Below are 20,114 nucleotides of genomic sequence, written 5' to 3'. Positions count from 1 at the left end.
GGGAGTGGGGGACCCCGCGGGGAACGACCGGTGACGCCCCGTCAGCGGCTGCGTGGATCTAGGAAAACGGGTCGGCCTCGGCGGGCGCTGGAGGCTCGGCCGACGGATCGCTGGAGGCCGCCGGCGGGGTGGCGTCGGCCGGGGCGAAGGGGTCGAAGTCCGGCGGCGGGACGTTGACCGGGGTGCCCTTGCGCCTCGGCTCGGCGGTGCCGGGTCGCTCCGGCTCGGTGGGCGGGGCGAAGGGGGCGCGGGCCTGGTTCTTCACCACCGTGCCGAACGGGTCGAGCGGCTGCGGGGCGGCGGCCGGCTCGGGGGCGGGCGTAGGTGTAGGCGTAGGTGTGGCCGCCGGCGGGGCGGCGTTGGCCGGGGCGAAGGGGTCGAAGTCCGGCGGTGGCACGTTGACCGGGGTGCCCTTGCGCCTCGGCTCGGCGGTGCTGGCCGGCTCGGGTGCCTGCACCGGGGCGGGCGGGGTGGCCGGGGGAGCCGGGGGAGCCGGCGGCATCGGGGGCACGGCGATCACCGAGGACGTCGGCGGCCCCGAAGCGGCGGCCGCCGGTGCGGTCACGCCGTCCCAGCCGAACTCCACGCTGCGCAGCAGCTCCGCGAAGACCGAGGCGTACAGCTCCCAGTCCTCGCCGGTCGCCGTGCCCAGCTGCACGCTCAGCAGCGAGGCGCCGTCCGGCAGCGGCAGGAAGGCCTGCACCACCGAGGAGACCACCCAGCGCCGGGTGCCGTCCTCGGTGAGCGGCGCCGGGATCGCGCCGGTGCGGCCCTGGACCAGCACCACGGCCGGGCCGGACGGCAGGATCACCGTCCACACCTCGGCCTGCGGGCGCGAGGTGGCCAGTTCGGCGGCGAGTTCGGCGATCGGCGTGCGGTCCTGGTGCAGCGCGACGACCAGCGAGGCGTTGCTCGGCCGTCCGTCGATCCGCGTCGCCGCCAGGGCGGCGAACCGGACGTCGGCCGCCGCGCCGTCGTCCAGCAGCGAGGCGTGCGGCACCGCCCAGTCCCGGCGGGCCCGCGTGTCGGCAGCGGCGAACAACTCCTCGGCCACCTCGCCGAGTTGCTCGGCTGCCGCCTGGTCGGCGCCGCGTACGGTCAGGGCGTGGAAGGTCGGCGGCACGGCGAACCGGACCTCCACCCCGTGGCCGGTGGGCAGTTCGGCGGGCGCCAGGGTCTGCCGTCCGGTGGCGAGTTCGGCCAGCGGCGCGGCGAAGGCCGGGCGCAGTTGGGCGGCCGAGGGTTCCGCGCTGACCGGCAGTTGGAAGGCAGCCGCCTGCTGGGCGTGGGGCACGCCGCGCACGGCCTGCCGGTCGTACCGGTCCAGCAGCGCCTCGATCGTTCCGGCGCTGGTGGCGGCCGGCCGCGGCGGGGTGCAGGAGACCACGGTGCCGCGGCCGGGGCGGGCCAGTCGGCCGGGGCCGGTGCGGGTCAGCCAGGTGTCGAAGAGGGTGGGGCCGCCGGGGGTGGGCGGGGTGCTGAACAGCGTGTCGGGCGCGTGCCGGGTGATGTCGGGGCCGAGCAGCGCTTCGGCGAGCGAGTCGAGCGAGGCGGAGATCCGCTCGGCGGCTGCCACCACCGCCGCCCCGGTGAGGCTCCCCTGGCCGTCCTGCGTCATGCTCCGCAGCCCCCGTTCGATCGTTCCCGTGCTGATTCCGCTGTGGTGTCCCGCTGTGCTGATATGTCCGCTCCGCTGTTGTATCAGACCGGCTCCACCCCGGTGACCAGGGCGCCCAGCGCCTCGGCCAGGCCCGGGACGGCCAGCAGGCCGGCCAGCGAGCGGACCAGGGTGCCGGTCGGGGTGTCCGGGCGTTCGTCGGCCAGGTAGGCGGGCAGCACGGCGGCCAGCTCCGGTTCGCGGGCGGCGGTGACCACCAGCGCCGCCACGAAGTCCTGGACCAGACGGAGCCGGACCTCCTCGCGCGGCTGCTGCTGCCGCTCGGCGAGCCAGGCGAGCGAGCTGATCTCGGCGTTGGCGATCCAGGCCCGGACGGTCAGCCGCAGGGCCGGGCTCGGGTCGGGCAGCGCCAGGTGGGCGAGGATCTGGTCGTGCGCGGCCTGCCGCACCTCGTCGATCACCGCGTTGGTCCCCGGGCTGGCCGCCACCGAGCCGCCGCGCAGTAGGGCGGCGAAGCCGGGGCCGTGCTCGGCCACGAAGTCCAGGTAGCGGTCCATCACCCGGGCCAGCCGCTCGGAGAGCGGGCCGGCGGCGGGCTCCTCGAAGCGCCCGGCCAGCTCCTGCCCGGCCCGGCGCAGCGACTCCTCGTAGATCGCCTGCTTGCCCGGGAAGTAGTGGTACACCAGCGGCCGGGAGGCGCCCGCCGCCACCGCGATGTCGTCGATCGACACCTCCTCCGGCGCCCGCGCGCTGAACAGCTCGAGCGCGACGGCGATCAACTGCTCGCGCCGCTCGTCGACGCTCAGCCGCCGCCGCGGCTGGGCCTTGGCCGCCTTGGCTGCCTTGGCCACTTTTGGCGCGGCTGGCTCGGCGGCCGGCTTCGCGGAGGACGGGGACATGGCCGTCACCCTACCCAGCCGTCCGGCCGCCGTGATCGTCGAGATGACGAAAGTCTGACATCCGGGCTCGGCCCCTGTCCGTGAACCGGTGCGGACGAGGACAATTGGTCCGGTGAACGACAATCCTCCGACTCCTGGCACGCCGGTCGGCCGACGCGTGCTGCTCGGGATGCTCGGCCTGGGCGCCGCCGGTGTCGCCGCCGGGCCCGCGCTCTCGCAGACGGTCAACTCGCTGCTCGCCGGCATCGCGGCGAAGGACCCGACCGGGCTGACCGCCCTGCTGCCGGACAGCGGCGGCTTCGAGTACTACTCGGTGACCGGTCCGGTGCCGGCCAAGTCGGCGGCCGACTACCGGCTGACCGTCGACGGCCTGGTGGACCACCCAGCCAGCTACACGCTGGCCGACCTGCAGGCGATGCCGCAGGTCCGGATCGTGCACGACGTGCAGTGCGTGACCGGCTGGCGGGTGCCCAAGACGCCGTTCGAGGGGGTCCGGCTCGCCGACCTGCTGGAGGCGGCCGGGGTGCGCCAGGGCGGCACCGCCGTGCACTTCACCTGCTTCGACGGCAGCTACACCGAGAGCCTCACGCTGGACCAGGCGCGCCGTGACGACGTGCTGGTGGCGCTGAAGATGCAGGACAAGCCGGTGACCCACGACCACGGCGGGCCGGTGCGGCTGTACGTGGCGCCGATGTACTTCTACAAGTCCGCCAAGTGGCTCTCCGGGATCAGCGTCACCCCCACCGTCGAGGCCGGTTACTGGGAGAACTACGGGTATGACGTCGACGCCTGGGTCGGCAAGTCCAACGGGCGCGACGATGCCCCGACCAGCTGACCACCCCGCGGCCGACCGCCGGCTGCCCCGGTTCACCCGGGCCGAGCGCTGGGTGCACCGCTGCACCGCGACGCTGATGCTGGTCTGCATCGCCACCGCCGCCTGCCTCTACCTGCCGCAGCTGGCCGAGCTGGTCGGCCGGCGCCGGCTGGTGGAGGTGGTGCACGAGTGGTCGGGGGTGCTGCTGCCGGTGCCGCTGCTGCTCGGCCTCGGCTCCCGGGCGCTGCGCCGCGACCTGGGCCGGCTGAACCGCTTCCTGCCCGGTGATGGGGCCTGGCTCAAGGCCGCGCTGCGCCGCTCGTTCCGCCGCCGCCGGGCGGGCAAGTTCAACGCCGGTCAGAAGCTCTTCGCGAGCTGGATCGCGGGCGCCACCCTGGTGATGCTCGGTACCGGTCTGCTGATGTGGTTCACCCACCTCGCGCCGCTGGCCTGGCGCACGGGGGCGACCTTCGTGCACGACTGGCTGGCGCTCGCCATCGGTGTGGTGGTCGCGGGCCACCTCTACATGGCGCTGGGCGACCCGGAGGCCCGGCGCGGCATGCGCACCGGGTGGGTGGACCCCGACTGGGCCGCGCGGGAGCACCCCGAGTGGGAGCCCGCCGAGGAGGAGGGCGACCCGACCGGGGTCAGCGACGCCGGAGCAGGTAGCGGCGGTAGGCCTCGCGGCCGTCGGGGACGAACTGCCACCGGCCGGCGCTGAGCCGCTCGGCGACCTCGGCCTCGGTGAGCCAGTCGTGCCAGTCGATCTCCGCCGCCTGCGGCTCCACCGGGCCGGTCCAGCGGGCCTGGTGGACGTCGCAGAACCAGGAGTAGCCCGGTTCCTCGAAGAGGAAGCGGAACAGCGGCTCGGTGCTGATCCCGCGCACCCCGAGCTCCTCCTCGGCCTCCCGCACGGCCGCCTCGGCGTAGCTCTCGCCGGTACCGACCACGCCGCCCACGAAGACGTCGTAGGCACCGGGGGCGAAGAGCTTGTCGGCCGAGCGGCGGTGGGTGAAGATCCGCCCCTCGGCGTCGCGGACCAGGATCATCACGCAGCGGTGGGTCAGCCGGTCGCGGTAGACCTCGCCGCGCGGGGCGACGCGGATCACCTGGTCGTTCGCGTCGACCACGTCAAGGAGTTCCTCGCTGGGGTTGCTCATGACGATCAGACTAAGGGTCGGTCCGAGGCGCGGTCTAAGGTGCGGGGGGAAGATCCGAGCGAGACTGGCGAGGCAGCACCGTGGTGGAGATCTGGGGCGAGACGGCCGAGGGCTACGAGCCGGTTCGGGAGGCCTTCGCGCGCAACTTCCGCGACTACGGCGAGCTGGGCGCGGCCTGCACGGTCTACCTGCGCGGGCGCAAGGTGGTGGACCTGTGGGGCGGCGACGCCCGGCCGGAGGTCGGCGGCCGTCCGGCGCCGGCGGTGGCCTGGACGGCGGACGCCGCGCAGGTGCTGCGGTCGGTGACCAAGGGGTGCACGGCGGCCGCCGCGCTGCTGCTGGTCCAGCGCGGGCAGCTGGACCTGGACGCGCCGGTGGCCGAGTACTGGCCCGAGTTCAAGGCGGCGGGCAAGGAGCGGATCCCGGTGCGCTGGCTGCTCTCGCACCGGGCCGGGCTGCCGGCCCTGGACGAACCGCTGCGGGTGGAGGACGTGCTGGCCTGGGAGCCGGCGGTGGCCGCGGTCGCCGCCCAGGCGCCGGCCTGGGAGCCGGGCAGCGCGCACGGCTACCACCCGTACACCTTCGGCTGGCTGGTCGGCGAGGTGGTGCGCCGGGCGAGCGGACGCACGGTGGGCCGCTACTTCGCCGAGGAGATAGCCGGGCCGCTCGGACTGGACCTGTGGATCGGGCTGCCGGCCGCGGTCGCGCCCCGGGTGGGCCGGCTGGTCGACCTGCCGGCTCCGGCGCCGGCCGCTCCGGCGGGCGGGCTGCGGCTGCGGCCCAAGCGCTCGGTGACCGCTGCCTACCAGGACCCGGCCTCGCTGACCGCGCGGGCCTTCGGCGCCGTCCGTCCCGCGTTGGACCTGAACGACCCGGCCGCGCAGGCCGCCGAGATCCCCGGCGCCAACGGGATCGGCACGGCCCGCGCGGTGGCCCGCTTCTACGCGGCGCTGATCGGCGTGGCCGACCGGCCCGACGGCCCGCCCGGGCAGGCGCTGCCGGCGCTCTTCACGCCCGAGACGCTGGCCGAGGCGGTCGGCCCGGCCGCGGACGGCCCGGACCGGGTGCTGATCGTCAACTCCCGGTTCGGGCACGGCTTCTTCCGGCACAGCTCGACCTCGCCGATGTCCTCACCGGCGGCCTTCGGGCACCCCGGGCGCGGCGGCGCGCTCGGCTTCGCCGATCCGGAGCTGGGGATCGGCTTCGGCTACGTCACCTGCGGCATGCAGCCGGGGGTGACCGGCGACATCCGCTCCCGGGGGTTGATCACGGCGTTGCGGGGGTGCTTGCCCACCAGACCCTAGCCATCCTCGGCCAGTTCCCCCTCGGCCGCCTCCTGCTCGGCCACCTCCGCGTCGGTCAGCAGCCGCGAGCGGGTCAGGAACCGCTGCCCGGTCGGGGCCTCCAGCGAGAAGCCGCTGCCCCGTCCGGGCACCACGTCGATGGTCAGGTGGGTGTGCGACCAGTAGGCGAACTGGTCGCGCGCCATCCAGACCCCGACCGGCTCGGCGAGCCCGTCGACCGCCAGGTCGCCGAGCCGCACATCGCTCGCCGAGGTGATGAACTCCCCGGCGGGGTAGCACATCGGGGCCGAACCGTCGCAGCAGCCGCCCGACTGGTGGAACATCAGCGGGCCGTGCTCGGCCGTCAGCTCGCGCAGCAGCCCGGCGGCCGCCTCGGTCACCGCGACCCTGGGCATCAGAAGAAGCCCAGCGCCTGGGGCGAGTAGCTGACCAGCAGGTTCTTGGTCTGCTGGTAGTGCTCCAGCATCATCTGGTGGTTCTCCCGGCCGATGCCGGAGTTCTTGTACCCGCCGAAGGCACTGTGCGCCGGGTAGAGGTGGTAGGCGTTGGTCCAGACCCGCCCCGCCTGGATCGCCCGCCCGGCCCGGTAGGCGGTCGAGCCGTCCCGGCTCCAGACGCCCGCGCCGAGCCCGTAGAGCGTGTCGTTGGCGATCTGGATGGCGTCCTCGAAGCCGTCGAAGCGGGCCACCGCGACCACCGGGCCGAAGATCTCCTCCTGGAAGATCCGCATCCCGTTGTCACCCTCGAAGACGGTCGGCGCCACGTAGTACCCACCGGCCAACTCGCCGCCCAGGTCGACCCGTTCGCCGCCGGCCAGCAGCTTGGCGCCCTCGGCCTGCCCGATGTCGATGTAGGAGAGGATCTTCTCCAGCTGGTCGTTGCTGGCCTGCGCGCCGACCATGGTCTCGGTGTCCAGCGGGTTGCCCTGCTTGATCGCCCGCACCCGCTCCAGGCCGTCGCCGAGGAACCGGTCGTAGATCGAGGACTGGATCAGCGCCCGGCTGGGACAGGTGCAGACCTCGCCCTGGTTCAGGGCGAACATGGTGAAGCCCTCGAGTGCCTTGTCGTAGAAGGCGTCCCGCTCGGCCGCCACGTCGGCGAAGAAGAGGTTGGGGCTCTTGCCGCCCAGCTCCAGGCTGACCGGGATCAGGTTGGCGCTGGCGTACTGCATGATCAGGCGGCCGGTGGTGGTCTCGCCGGTGAAGGCGATCTTGCGGATCCGGCTGCTGGCGGCCAGCGGCTTGCCGGCCTCGACGCCGAAGCCGTTGACCACGTTCAGCACACCGGGCGGCAGCAGGTCGGCGATCAGTTCGATCAGCACCAGGATCGAGGCGGGGGTCTGCTCGGCGGGCTTGAGCACCACCGCGTTGCCGGCCGCCAGGGCCGGGGCGAGCTTCCAGATCGCCATCAGGATCGGGAAGTTCCACGGGATGATCTGGCCGACCACGCCCAGCGGCTCGTGGAAGTGGTAGGCGACGGTGTCCTCGTCGATCTGCGAGAGGCCGCCCTCCTGGGCCCGGATCGCGCCCGCGAAGTAGCGCAGGTGATCGATGGCCAGCGGGATGTCCGCGGCCAGCGCCTCGCGCACCGGCTTGCCGTTCTCCCAGCTCTCGGCGATCGCCAGGAGCTCCAGGTTGGCCGCCATCCGGTCGGCTATCGCGTTCAGCAGCTGGGCGCGGTCGGCGGGGGAGGTGCGGCCGAAGGCGGGCGCGGCGGCGTGCGCCGCGTCCAGGGCCAGCTCGATGTCGGCGGCGGTGGAGCGGGCCACCTCGCAGAAGACCTGGCCGGTGACCGGCGTCGGGTTCGCGAAGTACTGCCCGCGGACCGGGGGCACCCAGGCGCCCCCGATCCAGTTCTCGTAGCGGGACTTGAAGCTGGTCGGCGGCTGATAGATCGTCAAGTCCGGGTTCTCCTCGGGGCGCGGGCGACTGACGGCTGAGGTGCTCTGCGCACCCTAGCCTTGCTGCGGCCGCTCGGCTACCGTGTGTGCCGGGAAGGTCACCCGCTCCGGTAGCGGCCGGTGCCGCTCTCCCAGCTCAGGTAGCCCGAGAGCCAGGCGGTCAGGCCGTCCGCGTAGCGCTGCGCGGTCCGGCTCTGGTCCGGTCCCAGCTCCAGCTCCCGGTAGGTGCGCGGTAGGTCGTCCACCAGTCGGGCGTAGCGGTCGACCATCAGCTGGGCCTCGGCGAGCACCACCGAGCCGGCCTCCTCCAGGGAGCAACCGCGCTCCCGCTGCACGATCATCACCAGGTTGTTCACGTCGCCGCGGGGTGCCTCCTGCGGATAGGAGCGGATGTCGTTGCTCAGCGAGGGTATGTCGGCGACAAGTTGGCGCAGCTGCTTGAGCAGCGGACTGTGGAAGGCGGCCGGGGCCACCTCGAAGCGGCCGAGCCGTTCGACCATGTCGAGCACCGATTCCATCGCTGCGGTACCCCGGCGCAGGATCAGATAGGTCTCCCGGTCCGGCGGTTCGCCGCCGCGTCGACCGGCCGCCTCGGCCGGGTGGCTGGCGAAGTAGCACTCCCAGTTGTAGGTGGCGCGGGCCCGCCAGCGTGGTGACATGCCGCGGCTGATCCGCTGCCAGAGGTCCTCGAAGGCCAAGGCGCACGGGGTGTCGGTGGGGGCGGGCGTGCCGTGCAGCACGCCGGTGAGCCGGTCGCAGAGCACCGCGACCTCGCCGGGTCGGCGCCCGAGCGGGCCGTCGAACTGGTCGTCGAACAGGAAGTAGAAGCCCATCAGGTCGGTGGCGAGCGCCAACTCCTCGGCGGTGCAGTCCGGGTAGCTCAGCGCGGCCAGGCCGGGTACGTCCCAGCGCGCGTAGGCGTCGGGGGTCATCGCGCTGCCGAGCATCCAGTGCTCGTTCAGCCAGCGCCGGTGCTGGGCCGCCGCGTTCGCGATGTGCGGGTTCTGGCGGTGGGGGTAAGGCACGTCAAGGGTGGTCGCGTCGGACATCGGACTCCCGGAAGGTGAGGGCCGGTCGTACGGGTGGTGCCACGGTCTAGCATGATCCCTGTGTTTCTGCGGCCCGCAGGGTATCTGATCAGACCATCAGATGTTCTGGCTGTCGCAGCAATTGCCCATGGCACCTGCGCTTGAACCATGGTCAGTGGCGCTACCTGCGCGAAGCGTCGGCGCGTGGGCCGTCTCGGCGATAGCCTCACCCTCAGGATCACGCAGTGGCGAGGTGGAGGGGACCGACGGTGACCGAACAGCAGAGCGAAGGAGGAGCGGGCGAGGCTTCGGTGCTCCCGCGACTCTACGAGCGCGAGGCCGCGCTGGGTGCGGCCAGGACGGCGATCGACACGCTGCGCCGGGACTTCGCGGCCGGCGGCATCCGGCTCGGCTCGCTGCTGCTCTACAGCGGCACCGCCGGGCTCGGCAAGACCACCATGCTCCAGCAGATCAGGGCGCTGGCCGGCCGCGAGGGCCTGACCGTGCTCAGCGGCCGGGCCGGTGAGCAGCGGGTCAACGAACCCTTCTACCTGCTGCGCCAGTTACTGCTCCCCGAGCTGCTGCGGCTGGGCGAAACGCAGCAGCAGGAGGTGCTCGGGCAGTGGCGCGAGATCGCCGGCCCCGCGCTCGGCCTGCTGGCGCCCAGCGGCGAGCCGGCCGACCCGCAGAGCGTGCGCACCGGCATCGACTACGTGCTGACCCAACTCGCCGTCCGCCAGGCACCGCTGGTGATGCTGGTCGACGACCTGCAGTGGGCCGACCACGAGTCGCTCAGCTGGCTGGAGGCCTTCGCCCAGCGCTGCCCCGAACTGCCGGTGCTGCTGGCCATCGCCTGGCGCTCCGGCGAACTGCCCGAGCAGGCCCAGTCGTTCCGCGCCCTGGTGGCCGGAAACTCGCACCGGCACCTGGAGTTCCAGGGCCTGCAGCCGGAGCCGGTCAGGCGGCTGGTCCACGAGGTCTTCCCGGACACCGCCGAGGACTCCTTCTGCCGCCAGGTCTGGGCGGTCACCGACGGCAACCCGTTCCTGGTCAACGCCCTGCTGGCGAAGGTCCGCGAGAGCGGCATCGAGCCGGTGCACGAGAACGTGCCGCTGCTGCACGACCTGGCCGCCGAGGCCCAGGGCATGGACCGCGAGTACTGGCTGACCAAGCTCAGCGTCAACACCTTCAACTTCGCCCAGGCCGCCGCGATGCTCGGCACCCAGATCGCGATCCCGGTGGCGACCAGGATCGCCGGGATGACCCCGTCGGCCGCCGCCGACGCGATCGCCGAACTCCGGCGCCAGCAGGTGCTCAACGGCCCGGCCGACGGCCCGCTGGAGTTCGTCCACCCACTGCTCGCCACCTCGCTCTACAAGTCGATCCGGTTGGGCATGCGCACCGCGATGCACGGCAAGGCGGCCATCGAGCTGGAGAACGCCGGGCGCCCGCTGGTGGAGTCCTCCCGGCACCTGCTGGAGACCCACCCCGAGGGCGATCCCGAGGTGGTGGCCAAGCTGCGCCAGGCGGCCCGCGAGCATCTGGCGGTGGGTGCCCCGGACGCGGCCGTGCGCTGCCTGGACCGCGCGCTGGCCGAGCCGCCGGAGGACGAGGACCGGGCCGAGGTGATCTACGAGTTGGGCTGCGCGACGCTGCTCACCGACCCGGTCAGCACGGTCAACCAGCTCCGCCTCGCGCTCGACAGCACTCCGGGACTGCGCAGCGACCTGCGGGTGGACGCCACCTTCCGGCTCTCCGAGGTGCTCGCGCACAGCGGCCGGCTGGTGGAGGCCGCCGAGATCACCCTGGCCGAGGCCGAGCGGACCGCGTCGGGGCCGGGGCGGACCAGGCTGCAGGTGGCCCACTTCATCTGGGCGGCCTTCCAGCGCGAGGAGGCCGACGGCCCCGAGCGCTCGGCCCGGCTGGCCGCCCTGTGCGCCGAACTGACCGGCGACGACCTGTACGCGCGGGCGGCCCGCGCGCTGCGCGCCTGGGACCTGACGCTGCAGGGCGGTGACGCCACCGAGGTGCTGGCGCTGGTGGACTCCGCGGTGCTGGCGGACGGCCGGCTGCCGACCGGGCTGGACTGGACCAGCACCATGTGGGGCCTGGAGCTGCCCGGGATCATCGGCCTCACCTACGTCTACACCGACCGCCTGGACCGCGCCGAGAAGCTCTTCGAGGAGGCGATCAGGACCTTCGAGGTGGCGGGCTGGGGCGGCGGCCACCTCGGCTTCGCCTACTTCCTGATGGGCCTGGTCCGGTTCCGCCGCGGCGCGCTCGCCGAGGCCGAGGAGTTCCTGCGCCAGGCGCTGCGGATCGCCCGCCGGCTGGGCCCCGGCCTGCCGCTGCAGTGGGACGCGGTCGGTGTGCTGGCCGACACGTTGCTGGCGCGCGGGCGGACCGAGGAGGCCTGGAAGCTGGCCGCCGACTACTCCTTCGCGCCGCCGTACCACCCCACCGCGATGGTGCTGCCGGACGCGGCCACCCTCTACGGCAAGCTGCTGCTGGCCCAGCGGGACCGGCAGGCCGCCGCCGGGGTGTTCACCGAGGTCGGCGGGCGGCTGGTCGAGCGCGGCTGGCACAACACCATCTGGGCGCCCTGGCTGGGGCACCTGGCGCTCGCCGTGCTGCCCGAGGACCCGGCGCGGGCCCGTGAGCTGGCCGAGGAGGGGCTGGCCAGGGCCCGCTCCTCCGGCGTCGCCTCGGCGATCGGGACCGCGCTGCGGCTGACGGCCGCCGTGGTGGAGGGCCAGCCCGCCGTGGACCTGCTCGGCGAGGCGGTGCGCGAGCTCGGCCACTCCCCGGCCGGCTACGAACAGGCCTGCGCACTGGTCGAACTGGGCGCCGCGCTGCGCGAGGCGGGTCGGCTGGCCGAGGCCACCGAGCAGCTGCACCAGGGCATGGAGCTGGCGGTGGAGTGCAACGCGGACGGCCTGATGGCCCGGGCCCGCGAGGAGCTGAAGGCCTCGGGGCTGCGCCCCAGCCGGCTGCGCAGCACCGGGCGGGACGCGCTGAGCCAGGTCGAGTGGCGGATCGCCGAACTCACCGTGTCGGGACTGTCGCCGGTGGAGATCGCCGAGCGGCTGACCATGGCGGTGAGCCTGGTCAACCGGCGGCTGGCCGCGGTGCACCGCAAGACCGGCAGCACCCGGGAGGGCCTGGCCGCCGCACTCGGGCTGCCGAACAAGGGTCCTGACACGGCCCAACAAGGGTCCTGACACGCCCTAAGCTGACGCACGGTTAGCCCCGTTCGGCACAGCGAATTCGAAGGAGCAGCAGATGGCGCCCAACTCCGAGCACGTGGTGACGGTCTCGCACGCCCCGCTGGAGCACGGCGGGGCAGGGGCCGCGATCGAGCGCTGGACACTGAGCGCCGGGCCGGTCGAGGTCGCGGTGCTCACCCTGGGCGCCACCCTGCACGGGGTGCGGATCCCGGACCGCACCGGCGCGGTCGGCCAGGTGCTGCTGGCCAGCGAGGAACTGGCCCAGATCCTCGGCCCGGCCAGGCACTTCGGCGCCACCGTCGGGCGCTACGCCAACCGGATCGCCGACAGCCGGATCACCCTGGACGGCCAGGAGTACCGGCTCGCTCCCACCGGCGGCGGTGTCACCCTGCACGGCGGCGCGGACGGCTTCGCCGACCGGATGTGGGCCGCCGAGCCGGTCGTCGAGGGTGAGCGCGCGGGCGTGCGGCTGCACCTGCACAGCCCCGACGGCGACCAGGGCTTCCCCGGCGCGCTGGACGTCTGGGTCAGCTACCTGCTCTCCGCCGGCGGCGAGTTGGCCATCGAGTACCGGGGTGACCACACGACCCACCGTCATCAACCTGACGAACCACGCCTACTTCAACCTCGCGGGCGAGGCCAGCGGTGACGTGCTCGGCCAACTGCTCACGGTGGACGCCGACGAGTACACCCCGGTGGACGAGCGGCAGATCCCCTACGGCCCGTACCAGCCGGTGGCCGGCACCCCGTTCGACTTCCGCACCGCGACCCCGATCGGCAAGGCGATCCACGAGGAGCACCCGCAACTGGCCGGACCGGGCGGCTACGACCACAACTGGGTGCTGCGCCCGCGCCCGCAGGACGGGCCGCCGGTGCGGGCGGCGCTGCTGGAGGACCCGGTTTCTGGGCGGAGCCTGGAAGTGCTGACCACCGAGCCCGGCCTTCAGGTGTACACGTCCAACACCTTCCACGGTGCGGTGACCGGTCCTGGGCGGGTCGCTTACGGGCCGTACGCCGGGGTCGCGTTGGAGACCCAGCACCACCCGGACTCGCCGCACCGGCCGGGCTATCCGTCCACCGAACTACGCCCTGGCCAGGAGTTTCGCTCCGTGACGCTGCTCCGTTTCGCCTGGGGTTTTCCCAGCAGTCACACAGTATGACTAGTATCACTCCGTCAAAGGTCGTACTACAGACGGCGTGTCGCCATAGAGCACCGCCCTTTCCGAGGAGAATGCCCTGCGCCCGCGTAGAGCCTCCAGGCTGCGAAACACCTCGAAAACCCGGCGCTCGCGCCTCACCCTGCGGACCGCGCTGCTGGTCCTGGCGATCGTCCCCAGCATCGCGCTGGCCGCGCTCTGGGCCGTCACCACCGGACAGACGCTGTCCGACTTCCAACGGCAGGCCGCGCAGGGGCTGCTGGCCCAGAAGGCCGGTCAGCCATCGAACATCGTGTACTACAACCTCCAGGAGGAGCGTCGGCTCACGGCTGAGCAGCTGGCCCAGCCGGGCAGCGTCACCGACCAACTGGCCACCCAGCGGCAGTCCACCGACGACGCGGTGCGCACCTTCCAGAAGCTCTCCAGCGTCTCCGAGTCGCACGCCTCCGCCGAGGTGAAGAACGCGATCAGCTCGGCCCGCACGGCGCTGGACCAGCTGCCCCAGCGGCGGGCCGCGGTGGACCAGGGCTCCATCGACCAGCAGAGCATCTTCCTGTACTACACCAACCTGATCACCGTCGACCTCAACCTGTTCACCGCGATCAGCCACGTGGACAACGGTGAGGTCGGCTACCTCTCGCGGACCCTGGTCGACGAGTTCTGGGCCAAGGAGATGGTCTCCCGCGAGGACGCGATCCTGGCCCGCGGCTGGCCCAGCGGCAAGCTGTCGTTGCCGGACTTCCAGGCGGTGCAGGAGGCGATCGCCGACGCCTCGTTCCTCTACGGCAACAAGATCCTGCCGTTCCTGCCCAGCCAGGAGGCCGCTGCCGCCCGGGAGATGATCACCGGCCCGGCCTGGCAGACCAAAACCGGTATCGAGCAGCAACTGCTCAAGCCCATCAAAACCAGCTCCGACAACACCGTCCCGCTCCCGCCGGTCCAGGCCCAGTGGCGCCAGGCCATCGACCTGGCCACCCCGCAGCTGGTCTCGCTGCTGCAGGACCGTACCGACGCGGTGATCGACACCGGCAAGAGCAGCATCGAGACGCTGCTGCTGCGGGTGGTGCTGACCAGCCTCATCGGCCTGCTCGCGGTGATCGCCGTGATCATCACCAGCTGGCGGCTGACCCGCTCGCTGCGCCGCCGGATCGTCGACCTCCAGGCCCAGGCGGGTGAACTCGAGCGCACCCTGCCCGAGCTGGTCGACCGGCTCGGCCGCGGCGAGCAGCCGGAGCCCGAGCAGGAGACCGGGCCGATCAGCACCGGCCCGGCCCGCGGCGACGAGCTCACCCAACTCGGCCAGGCCCTCAACCTGGCCCGGCACAGCGCCGTCACCGCCGCTGTCGGCCAGGCCGAGCAGCACCGCGGCTTCGAGCGGCTGCTGCAGCGCATCGCCCGCCGCACCCAGCTGCTGATCGGCCTTCAGCTGAAGACGCTGGACGAGATGGAGCGCAAGCACGAGGACCCCGAGGTGCTGGAAGGCCTCTTCGACCTCGACCACCTCACCGCGCGCCTGCGCCGCTACGAGGAGAACCTGGTCATCCTGGCCGGCGGTCAGCCCCAGCGCCGCTGGCGCAAGCCGGTCTCGCTGCTGGACGTGCTGCGCGCCGCCCAGGGCGAGGTGCAGGACTACCAGCGGATCCTGATCGACATCGAGGGCGCCCCATGGCTCTCCGAGCGCGCGGTCGGCCCGGTGGTGCACGTGCTGGCCGAGCTGATGGAGAACGCCGCCGCCTTCTCCAAGCCGCCCACGCCGGTCGAGGTGCGCGCCGCGATGGTCGGGCGGGGCCTGGCGGTGGAGATCGAGGACCGCGGGCTCGGCATGGAGCCCGAGCAACTGGACGCCGCCAACGAGCTGATGCAGCGTCCGCCCCGGATGGACGTGCTGGCCCAGGCCGAGGACATCCGGCTCGGCCTCTACGTGGTCGCCCGGCTGGCCGACACCCTCGGGCTGCGGGTGGAGTTCCGCGCCTCGGCCTTCGGCGGCACCCGTGCGGTGGTGCTGATCCCCGGCGAGCTGGTCACCGACGGCGCCGTACTGGAGCCGGTGCTGGTGGAAGCCCTGCCACTGCCGTCCCGGGTGCGCGGCCTTACCCTGCCCGCCGCCGGGCCGGCGCCGGGCGGGGCACTGCCCAGCGCCCCGCCCCCGCTGCCGGCCCTGGTGGCCGACCCGGTCCCGGCCCCCGTCCCCGCCGCCCGCCCGTCCTGGGCGGCTCCCGTCAGCGACCACGAACGGACCGCCGAGAACGTGCAGCCCCCGCTCCCGCAGCGGGTCCGCCAGGCCAGCCTGGCCGCCGAACTGCGCACCCCACCGACCCCGTCGGAGCACGACCGGACCCCGGGCGAGCCCCCGCAGGCTCCCGCACCCGCCCCGGTTCGCTCCGGTGCCGCGATCGGCGCCTTCCAGCGCCGCTCCCGGGCCGCCCGCTTCGGTGACGAGACCACCGAGCTGACCCCCATCCCCACCAGTGAGGACCCGTCATGACGCGCACCATCGCCACCCATCAGGACCTGGACTGGCTGCTGGACGGGTTGGTGGATTCGGTGGCCGGCACCAGACACGCGGTGCTGCTCTCCGACGACGGCCTGGTGGTCAGCAAGTCGCGTGGTATCGACCGGGCGGACGCCGAGCGGCTGGCGGCGGTGGCGACCGGTCAGCAGAGCCTGGCCCGTGGCGTCGGCACGCTCTTCGACGGCGGCTCGGTGCACCAGGTGATCGTCGAACTGGCCGAGCTGTGGCTCTTCATCACCGCCGCCGGCCAGGGCACCCACCTGGCCGTGATCGCCTCCCAGGAGGTGGACGCCGAGGTGATGTCGCTGGCCATGCACACCCTGGTCCAGCAGGTCGGGCAGAAGCTCAGCACCCCGATCCGGGGTGTCGGGTGAGCCCGAACTGGGAGGAGCTGGAGGAGACGGTCGGGGACGACGGCGCGGAGTCGATGGTCCGCCCGTACACCATCACCCGCGGCCGCACCGCGCCCGAGCGCGACGACCTCACCCTGATCACCGTGCTCACCGCGCTGCCGCGGGCCGCCGAACAGGCGGGCCGGCGGCTGCAGCCCGAGCACCGGGCGATCCTGGCGCGCTGCACCCGGCAGCCGGCGGCGGTCGCGGAACTGGCGGCCGACCTGGACCTGCCGGTCTCGGTCACCAAGATCCTGCTCGGCGACCTGATCGCGCAGGGCCTGCTGGCCGCCCGGGCCCCGATCGCGGTGGCCCGGGCCAGCGGTGGCGTCGACCTCGGCCTGCTGAACGCCGTACGCGAGGGACTGCGGAGACTCTGAGATGACAGACAGCCAGGCGGCTCCGGCCGCTGTGAAGATCCTGATCGCGGGCGGCTTCGGGGTCGGCAAGACCACCCTGGTCGGCTCGGTCAGCGAGGTCGCCCCGCTGCGCACCGAGGAGTACCTGACCCGGGCCAGCATCGGCGTCGACTTCCTGGACGGGGTGGACGCCAAGGACACCACCACCGTCGCGCTCGACTTCGGCCGGATCACCATCAACCCCGAGCTGGTGGTCTACCTGTTCGGCACCCCGGGCCAGGAGCGCTTCTGGTTCATGTGGAACGACCTGGTGAACGGGGCACTGGGCGGGGTGGTGATCGCCGACACCCGGCGGCTGGAGAGCAGCTTCGCCTCGATCGACTTCTTCGAGAGCCGGCAGATCCCCTTCGTGGTGGCGATCAACTGCTTCGACGGCGTCAACACCCGTACGCCCGAGGAGATCCGCGCCGCCCTCGACCTGGATCCGCAGGTGCCGCTGCTGATCGGGGACGTGCGCACCCGTCCGTTCGGCCGGGACGTGCTGCTCGCCCTGGTCGACCACCTGATCAACCAGCCGGCCCTGGTCTGAGGGCCGTCACCGATAGGGGATCCATCGATATGAGCACCGCACCCCTGCGCGTCCTGATCCACGGCGGCGGCATCGGCGGCCTCACGGCGGCCACCGCCCTGGCCCGGCGCGGCCACCGGGTGGAGGTCGCCGAGCTGCGCGGCGAGCTGGACGCGCTCGGCGTCGGCATCATCCAGCCCTCCAACGCACTGCACGTGATGCGGGAGATCGGCGTGCTGGACCAGTGCCTGGCGGCGGGCTTCGAGTGGGAGGTGCTCACCGTCTGCGACCCGGCCGGCGCCACGCTGGCCCGGATCCCGCAGCCGCGGATGGGTGACGTGCCGTCGAACAACGGCATACCCCGGCCGGCGCTGGCCAGGGTGCTGGGGGCGGCGGCGGTCGAGGCCGGGGCCAGGATCCGCTTCGCCACCACCATCGACTCGCTCACCGACGAGGGCGATGTCCAGCTCTCCGACGGCAGCGCCGAGCGCTACGACCTGATCGTCGGCTTCGACGGGATCGGCTCGCCGCTGCGCACCCGGCTCTACGGGGACCGCTTCACCCCCGAGTACACCGGCTTCGCCAACTGGCGGGTCACCCTGCCGCGCGATCCGCAGCTGCGGGGGGTGCTGATGAGCACCGGGAACCGCAGCGCCAAGGCGCTGCTCACCCCGATCACCGACGAGCTGATGTACCTGGGCACGGTCTTCGCCGAGGCCGCGGACTTCCGCCCGGATCCCGAGCGCGCGCACGAGCAACTGCGCGAGCGTTTGGCGGGGTTCGGCGGGCCGATCGCGGCGGCGCTGGAGCAGGTGACGGATCCGGCGGCGGTGGTCTACTCGCGGATCTCCCAGGTCACGGTCGAGGCGCCGTGGCACGTCGGCCGGGTGGTACTGGCCGGCGACGCCGCCCACGCGAGCACCCCGCACCTGGCGCAGGGTGCGGCGATGGCGGTCGAGGACGCCTTGCTGCTGGCCCGGTCACTGGACGAGCACGCCGACCTGGGGATCGCGCTGACCGCCTGGGAGGAGCGCCGCCGCCCGCGCGCGATGTGGGTCCAGTCGCTCTCCCGGGCCGTCCTCAAGCAGGAGACCGGCACCCCGACCACGCCGGCCGAGGACGAGCTGCTCGAGGTCGGCATCCCCGGCGCCGCGCACGTGCTGGTGCAGCCCTACTGAGCCGCTGAGTTGACATGTCGACGGGCCCGCCGGACGCCGGCGGGCCCGTCGGTGCTTCGCTCAGCTGTGGTGCCAGGTCACCGAGAAGGCGTCGCCGCCGGTCAGCGGTGAGGTGCTGGCCAGCACCGTGCCGTTGCGGGCCGCCATGGTGATGTTCTCCGGGGAGAAGGTGCCGATCGGCTTGCCGTTGGCGGTGGCGCCGGTGAAGTCGACCTTGTCGAAGTCGGCCAGCGGCAGCGGCCCCTGCGCCGTCGAGGGCGCCTCGGCGATGATCTCCGCGGAGGCCAGCGCGGCGCTCTTCAGGGTCTTGTGGATGGTGTGGCTCCAGCCCTGGGTGGTGTCGGAGAGCTTCAGGGTGAAGGCGCCGCCGGTGTCCTCGGTGACGGAGGCGGTGAAGTGGTCGCCGGGCGCGACGTCGTTGCTGAACATGACCGGGTAGGCCGGGTACATCTCGTACCAGGAGTAGTACTGCGGCTCGCCGCCGGAGCAGTCCACCTCGCTGCCGGTCTGCTCGACCGAGTCGCTGCCGTCGCCGTCCAGGCCGACCCAGAAGCTGGACCAGGTGTCGGTGTCCGTGCACAGGCCGGCCGGTTCGACCCAACTGGCGCTGACATTGGTGAACTTCTGTCCGGTGGCGGCGTAGCCGGACCAGTTGGTGCTGGTGCCCTGGGTGATGGGGGTGCCGTGCGGTCCGGTCAGATGGGGTGAGGTGGCCACCATCGGAGCGTTCACCAGCTCGGGGGCCGAGGCGGCCAGGGCGGGGAGAGTGGGGAGGGAGGTGCCGAGGACCGCCGCGAGTGCGGCGGAGACGGCCAGGGCGCGACGACGAGGGGCGGGCATGATACTCCACCGGATCGAGTGTGTGCTGATGGACTGTGTACATACGGCTGTATGCCGACAGACGTATGCCCGTCCGACCGTCCGGTGATGTGACGCATACTCAGATTCGCCCCGCGCTTCACCTGTTCGGGTGAGTCGCCGTGCCCTGGCCCGTGAATCAGCCGGTCAGCTGATCAGCTCTCGTTCTTCCAGGTCACCGAGAAGGCGCTGCCGCCGCTCAGTGCGGAGGTGGTGGCGAGCGTGGTGCCGTTGCTGGCCATGGTGATGTTCTCGGGCGAGAAGCTGCCGATCGACTTGCCGTTGGCGGTGGCCCCGGTGAAGTTGATCTTGCCGAAGTCGGTCAGCGGCAGCGCGCCGGTGGAGTCCGAGGGGGCCTCGGCGATGATCTCGGCCGACGCCAGCGCGGCGTTCTTCAGCGTCTTGCTGACGGTGTGGCTCCAGCCCGCGGTGGTGTCGGAGAGCTTCAGGGTGAAGGCGCCGCTGCCGGACTCGGTCACCGAGGCGGTGAAGTGGTCGCCGGGCCGCACCGTGTTGCTGAAGTTGACCGGGTAGGCCGGGTACATCTCGTACCAGGCGTAGTACTGCGGCGAGCCGCCGGAGCAGTCCACCTCACTGCCGGTCTGCTCGACCGAGCTGCTGCCGTCGCCGTCCAGGCCGATCCAGAAGCTGGAGTAGGTGTCGTCGCCGTTGCAGCTGGCGGCCGGCTGCACCCAACTGGCGGTGACGCTGGTGAACTTCTGGCCGGTCGCGGCGTAGCCGGACCAGTTGCTGCTGGTGCTGTGCAGGATCCCGCCGTGCGCGGTGAGGGGGTGCGCGGTCGCCGCCATCGGGGCGTTGACCAGGGCGGGGGCGCTGACGGCGAGCGCGGGGGCGGCGCTGCCGAGCACCGCGGTGAGCGCGGCGGCGACGGCCAGGGTACGGCGAGGAGTTGCGGACATGGCTGCTCCCTTGAGGGCGAGAGGTGGGGGTCGTTGTCGCGCGAACTTCATTGGGGGGACACCTGTTTGACGGTGTGCCGACAACTGTAGGGCAGCCAGTGGATCAGATGGTATTACGGGAATGTAAAGTTTCTTTTGTGAACACAGTGAAACGGCCGGCCTCCCGATCGGGAGGCCGGCCGCTCTGTTGTCGGTGTGTCAGCTGTCGAACCGTCAGCTG

General features: G+C 72.6%; 17 protein-coding genes and 1 pseudogene. 10 read left to right on the top strand and 8 right to left on the bottom strand.

What is annotated here, in order from left to right; translation table 11 throughout:
• Positions 1–58: 58 nt before the first annotated feature.
• The gene (locus OG403_RS05725; RefSeq protein ID WP_329561958.1) at positions 59–1,618 is read right to left on the bottom strand and encodes a hypothetical protein; all 1,560 of its coding nucleotides are present in this window, start codon (positions 1,616–1,618) and stop codon (positions 59–61) included.
• An 83-nt stretch (positions 1,619–1,701) separates the two neighbouring features.
• Positions 1,702–2,517: a TetR/AcrR family transcriptional regulator gene (locus OG403_RS05720; RefSeq protein ID WP_329561956.1), complete on the bottom strand. Its 816-nt coding sequence runs from the start codon at positions 2,515–2,517 to the stop codon at positions 1,702–1,704.
• Between the two features lie 169 nt (positions 2,518–2,686).
• Between OG403_RS05720 and OG403_RS05715 the strand changes: the two genes are divergently transcribed.
• Both OG403_RS05715 and OG403_RS05710 read left to right on the top strand, forming a co-directional pair.
• Entirely contained in the window at positions 2,687–3,352 is a 666-nt protein-coding gene (locus tag OG403_RS05715) for a molybdopterin-dependent oxidoreductase (protein ID WP_329572119.1), read from the top strand.
• Entirely contained in the window at positions 3,336–4,052 is a 717-nt protein-coding gene (locus OG403_RS05710) for a cytochrome b/b6 domain-containing protein (protein ID WP_329561954.1), read from the top strand. Before OG403_RS05715 ends, OG403_RS05710 begins: the two co-directional genes overlap by 17 nt.
• Here OG403_RS05710 and OG403_RS05705 read toward each other — a convergent pair.
• Positions 3,979–4,491 (bottom strand): NUDIX domain-containing protein, encoded by a 513-nt coding sequence (locus OG403_RS05705; RefSeq protein WP_329561952.1) that lies wholly within the window; start codon positions 4,489–4,491, stop codon positions 3,979–3,981. The two genes, OG403_RS05710 and OG403_RS05705, sit on opposite strands and share 74 nt — an antisense overlap.
• A gap of 80 nt (positions 4,492–4,571) precedes the next feature.
• Between OG403_RS05705 and OG403_RS05700 the strand changes: the two genes are divergently transcribed.
• Entirely contained in the window at positions 4,572–5,795 is a 1,224-nt protein-coding gene (locus OG403_RS05700) for a serine hydrolase domain-containing protein (protein WP_329561950.1), read from the top strand.
• Here the strand turns inward: OG403_RS05700 and OG403_RS05695 are convergent.
• From OG403_RS05695 to OG403_RS05685, 3 genes are all read right to left on the bottom strand, one after another.
• Entirely contained in the window at positions 5,792–6,190 is a 399-nt protein-coding gene (locus OG403_RS05695) for a DUF779 domain-containing protein (protein ID WP_329561948.1), read from the bottom strand. The two genes, OG403_RS05700 and OG403_RS05695, sit on opposite strands and share 4 nt — an antisense overlap.
• Positions 6,190–7,695 (bottom strand): acetaldehyde dehydrogenase ExaC, encoded by a 1,506-nt coding sequence (gene exaC / locus OG403_RS05690; protein ID WP_329561946.1) that lies wholly within the window; start codon positions 7,693–7,695, stop codon positions 6,190–6,192. The genes OG403_RS05695 and exaC overlap by 1 nt, the downstream gene beginning before the upstream one ends.
• 98 nt (positions 7,696–7,793) lie before the next feature.
• On the bottom strand, positions 7,794–8,744 hold the full coding sequence (locus OG403_RS05685; RefSeq protein ID WP_329561944.1) for a terpene synthase family protein: 951 nt from the start codon (positions 8,742–8,744) through the stop codon (positions 7,794–7,796).
• A 248-nt stretch (positions 8,745–8,992) separates the two neighbouring features.
• Between OG403_RS05685 and OG403_RS05680 the strand changes: the two genes are divergently transcribed.
• The 7 genes and pseudogenes from OG403_RS05680 (at position 8,993) to OG403_RS05645 (ending at position 18,116) form a co-directional block, all read left to right on the top strand.
• Positions 8,993–11,944: an ATP-binding protein gene (locus tag OG403_RS05680; RefSeq protein ID WP_329561942.1), complete on the top strand. Its 2,952-nt coding sequence runs from the start codon at positions 8,993–8,995 to the stop codon at positions 11,942–11,944.
• Between the two features lie 61 nt (positions 11,945–12,005).
• A pseudogene (locus OG403_RS36650) lies at positions 12,006–13,110 on the top strand (aldose epimerase family protein).
• Between the two features lie 289 nt (positions 13,111–13,399).
• Positions 13,400–15,592 carry a sensor histidine kinase gene (locus tag OG403_RS05665; RefSeq protein ID WP_329561937.1) on the top strand — a complete coding sequence of 731 codons (2,193 nt, stop codon included), beginning with the start codon at positions 13,400–13,402 and terminating at the stop codon, positions 15,590–15,592.
• Positions 15,589–15,993, top strand: a complete 405-nt coding sequence (locus tag OG403_RS05660) for a roadblock/LC7 domain-containing protein (RefSeq protein ID WP_329561935.1) — start codon at positions 15,589–15,591, stop codon at positions 15,991–15,993. The genes OG403_RS05665 and OG403_RS05660 overlap by 4 nt, the downstream gene beginning before the upstream one ends.
• Positions 15,990–16,391: a DUF742 domain-containing protein gene (locus OG403_RS05655; RefSeq protein ID WP_442910862.1), complete on the top strand. Its 402-nt coding sequence runs from the start codon at positions 15,990–15,992 to the stop codon at positions 16,389–16,391. Before OG403_RS05660 ends, OG403_RS05655 begins: the two co-directional genes overlap by 4 nt.
• A gap of 1 nt (position 16,392) precedes the next feature.
• Complete coding sequence (locus tag OG403_RS05650) at positions 16,393–16,959, top strand: GTP-binding protein (RefSeq protein ID WP_329561934.1); 567 nt, start codon at positions 16,393–16,395, stop codon at positions 16,957–16,959.
• Between the two features lie 29 nt (positions 16,960–16,988).
• On the top strand, positions 16,989–18,116 hold the full coding sequence (locus OG403_RS05645; RefSeq protein ID WP_329561933.1) for an FAD-dependent monooxygenase: 1,128 nt from the start codon (positions 16,989–16,991) through the stop codon (positions 18,114–18,116).
• A gap of 60 nt (positions 18,117–18,176) precedes the next feature.
• On the opposite strand, the gene OG403_RS05640 is transcribed toward OG403_RS05645, so the two are convergent.
• Together OG403_RS05640 and OG403_RS05635 are read right to left on the bottom strand one after the other, a co-directional pair.
• On the bottom strand, positions 18,177–18,956 hold the full coding sequence (locus OG403_RS05640; protein ID WP_329561932.1) for a G1 family glutamic endopeptidase: 780 nt from the start codon (positions 18,954–18,956) through the stop codon (positions 18,177–18,179).
• Between the two features lie 173 nt (positions 18,957–19,129).
• Complete coding sequence (locus OG403_RS05635) at positions 19,130–19,894, bottom strand: G1 family glutamic endopeptidase (protein WP_329561931.1); 765 nt, start codon at positions 19,892–19,894, stop codon at positions 19,130–19,132.
• Positions 19,895–20,114: the final 220 nt, after the last annotated feature.

Origin of the sequence: Kitasatospora sp. NBC_01266 (assembly GCF_036242395.1) — a bacterium.
GTDB lineage: Bacteria > Actinomycetota > Actinomycetes > Streptomycetales > Streptomycetaceae > Kitasatospora.
The sequence above is the reverse complement of the archived record's forward strand: the minus strand, read 5'-3'. Positions and strand labels throughout refer to the sequence as shown.